At 28.4% G+C, this 9,200-nt stretch carries 10 protein-coding genes; 7 read left to right on the top strand and 3 right to left on the bottom strand.

The features are described 5' to 3' along the window. Nucleotides 1-74: 74 nt before the first annotated feature. Nucleotides 75-248, top strand: a complete 174-nt coding sequence (locus RH99_RS16685) for a hypothetical protein (protein WP_010240903.1) — start codon at nt 75-77, stop codon at nt 246-248. Between the two features lie 126 nt (nt 249-374). On the opposite strand, the gene rpmB is transcribed toward RH99_RS16685, so the two are convergent. Continuing rightward, a complete protein-coding gene (gene rpmB / locus RH99_RS16690; protein WP_003442111.1) occupies nt 375-566 on the bottom strand; it encodes a 50S ribosomal protein L28 in 192 nt (63 codons plus the stop codon). 187 nt (nt 567-753) lie between these two features. Between rpmB and RH99_RS16695 the strand changes: the two genes are divergently transcribed. The 6 genes from RH99_RS16695 to RH99_RS16720 all read left to right on the top strand — a co-directional run bounded on the left by RH99_RS16695 (nt 754) and on the right by RH99_RS16720 (nt 6,547). Next, a complete protein-coding gene (locus RH99_RS16695; RefSeq protein WP_010240909.1) occupies nt 754-1,098 on the top strand; it encodes an Asp23/Gls24 family envelope stress response protein in 345 nt (114 codons plus the stop codon). 13 nt (nt 1,099-1,111) lie between these two features. Further along, a complete protein-coding gene (gene fakA / locus RH99_RS16700) occupies nt 1,112-2,761 on the top strand; it encodes a DAK2 domain-containing protein (RefSeq protein WP_010240912.1) in 1,650 nt (549 codons plus the stop codon). Between the two features lie 62 nt (nt 2,762-2,823). Next, complete coding sequence (gene recG, locus RH99_RS16705) at nt 2,824-4,860, top strand: ATP-dependent DNA helicase RecG (protein WP_010240914.1); 2,037 nt, start codon at nt 2,824-2,826, stop codon at nt 4,858-4,860. A 102-nt stretch (nt 4,861-4,962) separates the two neighbouring features. Beyond that, nucleotides 4,963-5,520, top strand: coding sequence for a 16S rRNA (guanine(966)-N(2))-methyltransferase RsmD (gene rsmD / locus RH99_RS16710; RefSeq protein ID WP_010240918.1), 558 nt, complete (start codon nt 4,963-4,965; stop codon nt 5,518-5,520). A gap of 1 nt (nt 5,521) precedes the next feature. Further along, the gene (gene coaD / locus RH99_RS16715) at nt 5,522-6,007 is read left to right on the top strand and encodes a pantetheine-phosphate adenylyltransferase (protein ID WP_010240920.1); all 486 of its coding nucleotides are present in this window, start codon (nt 5,522-5,524) and stop codon (nt 6,005-6,007) included. Between the two features lie 15 nt (nt 6,008-6,022). Further along, on the top strand, nt 6,023-6,547 hold the full coding sequence (locus RH99_RS16720; protein WP_010240922.1) for a hypothetical protein: 525 nt from the start codon (nt 6,023-6,025) through the stop codon (nt 6,545-6,547). On the opposite strand, the gene spoVV is transcribed toward RH99_RS16720, so the two are convergent. Together spoVV and RH99_RS16730 are read right to left on the bottom strand one after the other, a co-directional pair. Continuing rightward, nucleotides 6,531-7,688: a dipicolinic acid transporter SpoVV gene (gene spoVV, locus RH99_RS16725; RefSeq protein ID WP_010240924.1), complete on the bottom strand. Its 1,158-nt coding sequence runs from the start codon at nt 7,686-7,688 to the stop codon at nt 6,531-6,533. The genes RH99_RS16720 and spoVV overlap by 17 nt on opposite strands. Nucleotides 7,689-7,755: 67 nt before the next feature. Then, the gene (locus RH99_RS16730) at nt 7,756-8,982 is read right to left on the bottom strand and encodes a nucleotidyltransferase (RefSeq protein WP_010240926.1); all 1,227 of its coding nucleotides are present in this window, start codon (nt 8,980-8,982) and stop codon (nt 7,756-7,758) included. Nucleotides 8,983-9,200 lie beyond the last annotated feature (218 nt).

Below are 9,200 nucleotides of genomic sequence, written 5' to 3' on the forward strand. Positions count from 1 at the left end.
ACACCGTAGTATTAAGAAATAAACAGTGATAGCAATCATATAATAGTAATGGAGTGATGATGGAGGTAATTAAATTGACAAGAAAACATAATAGATTAACAAAGAAAAGATGGGGAATAATAATTGCCTCTATTGGGGCAGGTATTATAATAACATTCATTATTCCAGTTTGGGGTTGGATTATGGCAGTTGGTGCTGGTCTAATTTATTGTGGTTGGAGTTTAATTAATCATTCACATGATCACTAGGGAGGGATTATATGAAAATTTTTGCTTTTAAACTTCCAAAGTTCTTATCCTCAGTAATAAAAATTTTTATGAAAAAATAGGTAAAAATAAAAAATGCAATTGTATATACAACTGCATTTTTTATCTTTATATAGCACGTTGAACTTTACCTGAACGAAGGCATCTTGTACATACGTGTATTGTTCTTGGTGTTCCATTCACGATTGCTTTAACTTTCTTTACGTTAGGAAGCCAAGTTCTTTTTGATTGACGATGTGAATGACTGTATTGAACTCCAGCTACTAATCCTTTATCACATATATCACATTTTCTTGACATTAAAAACACCTCCTTAAATGAAGCTATGAACTTCATAATTAGCACAAACATTATTTTATCATAGAATATATAAAATATGCAAGTGAAAAATGAATTAAGAAAAGTATAAATGGATTAATTTTCTTGAATTATTAACTCATTTAATATAAAATGTTTATATGGTAAAGAATAAGGAGGAATTGGAACTATGGGTATAACCAATGAAAATGGATCCATTAACTATTCAGTTGATGTTCTTGCTAATATCGTAGGTATTTCAACTATGGAATGTTACGGTGTAGTTGGTATGGCTTCAAAAAATGCTAGCGACGGTTTTTGGGAATTGATTAGAGGAGAAAATCTAAGTAGAGGTGTAAAAATAAACTCAAAAGATAATAATATTAATATAGAATTATATATAATTGTGGAATATGGTACAAAAATATCTGTTATTGCTAACAATATAATTCAAAAGGTAAAATATAATGTGGAAAACTATACAGGACTAAGAGTCTCTAGTATAACAGTTAATGTTCAAGGTGTTAGAGTCTAGGGAGGTACAAAAATTGGAATACTTAAAAATAGACGGCCGTAGTTTTTACAATATGATGGCAAATGCATGTAATAAGTTAGAAAAACAAAAAGAATTTGTTAACTCGTTAAATGTATTCCCTGTACCAGATGGGGATACAGGAACCAATATGTCTATGACTTTGAGAAGTGCTGTATCTGAAATGAAAGTTAAGGATGATGCTACTATTTCAGATATGTCAAAACAGCTTTCAAAGGGAGCATTAATGGGTGCAAGAGGAAATTCGGGTGTTATTCTATCTCAAATATTAAGAGGTATATCTATTGGTCTTCAAAATATTAGAGAAGCTAATTCCCATCAGTTTGCAAATAGCCTTATGGAAGGATGCAAATCTGCATATAAAGCTGTTATGCGCCCCACAGAGGGAACTATACTTACTATTGTAAGAACTGCTGGGGAAGAAGCTACAAATAGCGATGAAAAAGATATAACAGAATTAATGAAAGATATTTGTAAACAATGTGAAGATGTTCTAAATGAAACGCCGAATATGCTACCAATCTTAAAAAAGGCTAAGGTAGTAGATGCTGGTGGAATGGGTTTTTTAATAATACTTAGGGGTATGTACGAGGCTCTTGATGATAATATAGAATCGCCTTTGATAGAAAATAAAGAACCAATAGTAGAGGATTTTAAACATCAGCAGGATATAGATCCATCACAGATAAAATTTGGATATTGTACTGAATTTTTTATTAAATCTAAAGCAGCTGATTTAGAATCTTTTAAGAAAGATTTATCTTACCATGGAGATTCTATGATTGTAGTGGGTGCTGATGATATTGTAAAAGTTCATATTCACACAAATGATCCTGGGCTTATTTTATCTAAAGCTTTAAAATTAGGGGAACTTTCTAAAATAAAGATTGATAACATGAGAGAACAGCATAGACGTATTTTAGAAGCTGAATATCCTACTGAAAAAAAATCTGACACCCATGAAGTAAGTGGGGAAAGTAATAGTTCAAAGAAATATGCATTTATTTCTGTTGCTTCAGGTGATGGAATGACACAAATATTTCAGGATCTAGGAGTTGACTATGTAATTGAAGGTGGTCAAACAATGAATCCAAGTACTGAAGATATTCTAAGTTCAATTAATAAATTGAATGCGGAGAATATATTTGTACTTCCAAATAATAAGAATATAATAATGGCTGCTACTCAAGCAGCAGAACTTAGTGATAAAAATGTTATGGTAATACCTACAAAGACTATTCCACAGGGAATAACTTGCCTTACAGAATTTAATGTAGAAGAGGATAGTAGTACAAATGTAGATATTATGACAAAAGCAATGGATAAAGTATTAGCAGGAGCGGTAACTTATGCTGTCAGAGATACTGAAATTAATGGAAAACAGATTAAGCAAGGAGATATACTAGGCTTAATAGAAGGCGAAATTAAAGAAACAGGAAATAATATATATAGCAGTTGCCTGAATATAATAAAACAAATGGTTGGAGAAGATAGCGAGCTTATTTCTATATATTATGGAGATGGATGTGATGAGGCTAAAGTTATAGATTTAGTAAGTAAATTAGAAACATCTTATCCAGAATTAGATGTTCAATATAGCAATGGACAGCAGCCTTTGTATTATTTTATAGTTTCAGTTGAATAAAAAAGCCTAAGGGCTTTTTTTATTACAAAAAATTATTAAAAATCATATGGAGGGGAGCTTCTATGAATGTATATAATGATATAAGTTCAATAAAAGGTGTTGGGCCTAAACTTAAAATTGTACTCAATAAATGTAACATTTTTTCTGTGTTAGATTTATTATTATATTTTCCAAGAGATTATGAAAATGTATCTTATACAAAAAATATAAATGACTTTGATAAGGGGAGTAAAGTCATGATAAAATGTAGATTTTTAAAAAATGAAGGTAGTTTTAGAAGTAAAAATGGAAAGATAGTTTCAAAATTGATTTTTACAGACGGTTTGAATATTTTTAAAGGCGTTTGGTTTAATATGCCATATATTTATAAGACTTTTATATTGGATAATGATTATATATTGCTAGGAAAGATAAATAAGGTTAAAGGTGAAATAACTTTAGATGTTCCTCAAGTTGTTAAGAATGAAAATATAGAATCTGGAAAGCTTATTCCAATCTATGCCTTAAGAGAAAACTTAAAGAGTACCTACATTATAAAGATAGTAAACTTCGTTTTATCACAAATTAATATTGAGGAAAATCTACCACTATGGGTTCTAGAAAAACATAAATTTTATTCCTTAGATAAGGCTATAAGATGTATTCATAATCCTAAGAATTTAATTGAATTAAATGAGGCAAGAAGGAGATTGAAATTCCAAGAGTTGTTTACATATTCATTAAAAGTTTTAATGTTAAGAGATTATATAAATAAGGGTAAAAAAGGTATAGCTTTTAAAATTTCAACGGAGCTTACTGAATTAAAGAATAATATACCTTATTCACTTACTAATGCTCAAAGTAAAGTTATGAGAGAAATTTTAATAGATGAAAAAAAACCTATAGCAATGAACAGACTGGTACAAGGAGATGTGGGGTGCGGAAAGACTATTATAGCTTTAATTGCCATGTTCAATGTAATTAAAAACGGATATCAAGCAGTTTTATTAGCTCCTACAGAAATACTTTCAAAGCAACATTATACTGAGGCGGAAAAACTACTATCAAAATTTGATATAAATATAGGATTATTAACAGGAAGTATTAGTGACAAGAATAAAACTATTATTAAAAATGATTTGAAAGAAGGTAAAATTAACCTAGTAATAGGTACTCATGCACTTTTAGAGGACAATGTTGAGTTTAAAAATCTAGGGATGGTTGTAACGGATGAACAACATAGATTTGGCGTTATGCAAAGAAGTAAAATATTCAACAAAGGAAATAATATAGATGTACTAGTAATGACTGCAACGCCTATACCTAGAACTTTAGGGTTATATCTATATGGAGACCTAGAAGTGTCAAGCATAGATGAACTTCCACCTGGAAGGCAAAAAGTGGATACTTATTATACTGATAAAAAAGATAGTGAAAAAGTATATAAATTTGCACTTAAAGAACTTGAGAAGAAAAGACAAATTTATGTGGTCTGCCCATTAGTTGAGGAAAATGATGAACTTGATTTAAGTTCTGTAAATAGCTTGATGGAAGAACTTAAGAAAAAATATTTTAAGGATTTTGCAGTTGAAATGATTCATGGAAAAATGACAGGTAAAAATAAAAATGATATAATGAACAGGTTTAATATGGGAGAAATAGATGTATTAGTATCAACAACAGTCATTGAAGTAGGCGTAAATGTACCAAATGCTAGCATCATTATTGTAGAAAATGCAGAAAGATTTGGTCTTTCACAACTTCATCAATTAAGAGGAAGAGTTGGAAGAGGTAAAGATAAATCCTATTGTTTTTTAATTGCCAATATAAAAAGTAAGACAGTTAAACGCAGAATGGAAATACTAAAAAATAGTAATGATGGATTTTATATAGCTGAAGAGGATTTCAAAATTAGAGGAAGTGGTGAAATATTTGGTTTCAGGCAACACGGTGAAGATAATCTTATATTATCTAATTTAATGGAGGATTCCAATATATTGAAAGAAGCTAACAGAGAAGCTAAAGAGTTGATTAAAAGTAATACAGAAAAGGATATATTTATTAAAAATCATATTTTAAATAAATTAGAACTTACATCAAAGTATATATGTTTTAATTGACAACAAATTATGAATTAAATATAAAACAGTTAAAAAACTTTGTATAAATTAAGCCTATATGCTACAATATTAGGGAAATGCAAGGTAAAGGGAGGAAAAAATATGAGGATAATTGCTGGTCTTGCTAAGGGAAGAAAATTATTATCACCCGAAGGAATAGGAACAAGACCAACTTTAGATAGAATAAAAGAATCAATGTTTAGTATAATTCAAAATGAGGTACCATATGCTACAGTTTTAGATGTATTTGCAGGTACAGGAAGTCTTGGACTGGAAGCGGCAAGTCGTGGTGCAAAGCAATGCTATTTAGTTGATAAAGGTCCCATAACCTTTCCCATATTAGAAAAAAATGTAGAAAATCTAAAATTTCAACAGATTTGCAAGTGCTTGAATATGGATTCTTATAATGCATTAAATAAATTGGCTAAAGATGGTATTGTGTTTGGATTAATATTTGTGGATCCACCTTATATGAAAAATATGATTCCGAAAGCTATAGAAATAATTGATGAAAAAGGCTTATTGAATAGAAATGGTTTAATTGTAACTAAGATTGATTCCAGTGAAGAAATATATGGGGGAAATGAAAAAATAAATTTAATTGATTCTAGAAAGTATGGCAATACAACAGTCTGTTTTTACAGATACAAGGAGGACTGAAATGAAGGTAGCTGTCTATCCAGGAAGCTTTGATCCAATAACTAATGGACATTTAGATATAATTAAAAGAGCAGCCAATGTATTTGATGTAGTTATAGTAGTAGTTCTTTTAAATCCACAAAAAAAAGGATTGTTTTCTGTAGAAGAAAGACTAGAACTTATAAAAAGAGTAGTAAAATCTAATGAAAATGTAAAAATAGAATGTTATAATGGACTACTTGTAAACTTTATGAAGGAAAAGGGAGCAAAAGTTATAATAAAGGGGCTTAGGGCTATATCAGATTTTGAGTATGAATTTCAAATGGCTCTTATGAATAATAAACTAGATCCAAATGTAGAAACGGTATTTATGATGACTAGAGCTGAATATTCTTATTTAAGTTCATCATCAGTTAAACAAGTTGCTGTATTTGGTGGATGTATTAAAGGATTGGTCCCAAATGAGATTGTTTCAGATGTACTAAAAAAATCTCAAAGCTCTAAATAAGGGGAGAATACAAATATGAATGTTATGAAGCTTTTAGAATATTTATCAGATATTATAGATACATCCACAAAACTACCTATGACAGGTAAGGTTGTTATAAATAAAAAAGAGATTTCAGAAATTATTAATGACATAATTTCTGCTCTTCCTGATGAATTAAAAAAAGCTCAATGGATATTAAATGAGAAGGATAGAATATTAAGTGACTCTCTACGAGAGGCTGACATCATTAGAAGGCGAAATGTACAAACAATAATGAAAGAGATTGAAAATCATGATATAACAAAAGATGCAAAGAAAAGTGCCGAAGAGATAATTGCTTCAGCACAAAGTACTGCAAAAGATATCAGACTTGGATCTAGAGATTATGCTGATGGTGTACTTAAAGATTTAGACAAAGAAGTTAAGGAAATCAGCGATATTATGCTTTCAAATATAAAGAAAGAAATGGAAAATTTTTTAATAAGATATCAGGAAAAAATTAATTTTACTAGTGGTGTAATCCAAGATAATATTAAAGAAGTTAAAAAGATTCGATAAATTTTATGCCTTTATATATTATAAATGGGAATATAGATATTAATATCAATATAAGTATTAATATATTGGAGCTTGTAAAGGGATTATAGGATCCTTGATTTATTGTAAGTATGCCATAATTACTAATTTTAAATAATATTATGGTAATACCAGAAGAAATCACACCTTGAAATATTTTCCTATATATGTATTTAAACAGTGAAAAATTATATCTATTTGTATAAGCATAAGTCTGTGCTATAACACATAATCCACCAAAGGAAGTAAAAAAGCTAAATAACATTAATTTTAGTTCTACACTTAAGGCCGAAGTAGATACTATACTACATCCATTAGTCATTTCAATAGAACCAAGTAGAAGTGAACTCAATATTGTATTTTGATTTACTGCAGAGAATACTGCAGTATTTTTTATTGTTCCAAGTAACACTGAAAAAACAGTTACAAAGCCTAAAACTAGAAGAGAAGATGATATAGAGTTCTCTACACTATTTTTAAGAACTTTACCTATATTTTGCTTTTTAAAAACGTGTTTTTCAAGGATTATATTTTTGGAAGGTATATTATTACTACTTGGTAGTAATAGGCCCATAATAAAGCAGGCCATATAACTTGAAATAAGTAATATATATCCATATTGAGAAGAACCGAGCATACTTTCACCTATAGTTCCAACTAAAAATAAGGGGCTGCAGTTTGTGGCTATATTAATAAGTCTAGAAGCAGTATTAAAATCAATGTCTTTTTTTTCTAAAAGTTCACAACAATATTGTGCACCCATTGGGTATCCACAAAAGGAACTAATTATTAATACAATGCTGCATTTATTTGGAAGTTTTAGAGGTTTACAAAGTATATTACCAAAGACTTTAGAATAAATATGAATTCCATCATAGGCTATAATTATATTTAAAAGCATTGTAAATGGGAACATAGTAGGAAATACTTTATAGACAAATAGCTTGGCTCCATTAAGTGCATTATTTATACAATTTGATGGATTTGCAATAAGTGAAAATACAATAAATGAACATAAAATAGTAACAACTATACTGGTAATCTCATTTTTGGTATAGTTGTGTAGTAAAACAAAAATTGTAAAAAATACCAAGGTGGTGATTATATAAAAAATAATATTCAAGTGAAAATCTCCTTATAAGTAATCTAATCTATTTATATTTAAAAAGGAGATAATTATTACTATGAATTTATAGTATAAAGGGACTTTTTAGATAATCCCATAGAGGATCTATATTTTTATTTATAATACTATAGGCTTTAGTTGCAAGTATATCTAATTTGAGACATTCATTAGAATCCTTATATTTTGGAAGTTTAGTAAAAACTGGTATGCTTGAATTACCTTTAATATATCTTAGAATCTCTATACCTTTCTTATTAAAAGCAAGTACTCTAGCATAAGGACAAGGATTTTTCCTTAGAATTTCAGTTTTATAATTTTCAAAACCAATAAAATACTGACATAAAATTCTACTTAATCTTGTATAAGAATACCTTTTACTCTTTATAGTATACATAAGTTCATCAAAATTTTTACAGTTGATTATTGATTTATAAATTTTATTATGTAAGCCTTCATTAGCATCTGGAATTTTATCTAAATTGTTTGGGATAGTAATACATTTATATTTTAAAAATTCAAAGATGTTATGTGGAAAGGTAAAATCATAGCTGTTATATAACATATATGAAAGTTCCTTATAGGTGGAGATTGGTAAATAATTAATAAGAGTTTCTAGATTATTTTTATTTTCTAATTGTAATCTTATTGCTGTTGCACTAGGAAAGTTTGATTTTATATCTCTTTCATTGTACTTGTCTCCCTCCCTTTTTATAGTTAGAGGTCTTATAGTGCTATTTAATTTTATTAAACTTTTACAATATTCAATTGCTAAAATATTATTTGAGGTAGAAAGTAAAGTGTCTATAGAATTTGTTAAATTTATATCACTTTTCTTAGATAAAAAGGTTAATAGGGCTTTGCTTCTAGCTGTAAAATATGGTAAACCCGAAGAAATATATGTTTTTAATAAATCTGAATACTCAGAAGGAGGACTTTGTAAAAGTTGTGCTACATAATTAATTAATTCTAAGTTACCAGATTCACTCCCAAAACATAATGAATCCACTACATTCAGATTATTTAAAAGACTTACTGCACCGTAAGAAAAAAACTCTGCTGAAGAAATGCTATATATAGCAGGAAGTTCTATTACGAGGTCTATGCCATTTAACACTGCTAATTTAGAACGAGACCATTTATCTATTAGAGCTGGTTGTCCTCGCTGAACAAAATTTCCACTCATTATTCCTATAATACCATCACAATTTGAAAGCTCTTTTGTTTTATTAATATGAAAAACATGACCATTATGTATAGGATTATATTCTGCTATTATTGCTGAAATTTTCAAGAAATCACCTACTTAATTATTATGAGTCACATGAATTATATTTGATAAATAAATAACAGACAAATGTAAATTTATCAAAAAAATCATGGGAAATTATATAATATTATATAATTTTATCATTTTAACTATTAAAAAATTATATAATAGTTAAAATTGTGAGAAACTTTTTAATATATTGAAAATAAATTTTTTGTTTTTTTTTATTGAAATTAGTACAT

The organism is Clostridium arbusti SL206 (genome assembly GCF_000246895.1).
Classification (GTDB): domain Bacteria; phylum Bacillota; class Clostridia; order Clostridiales; family Clostridiaceae; genus Clostridium_I; species Clostridium_I arbusti.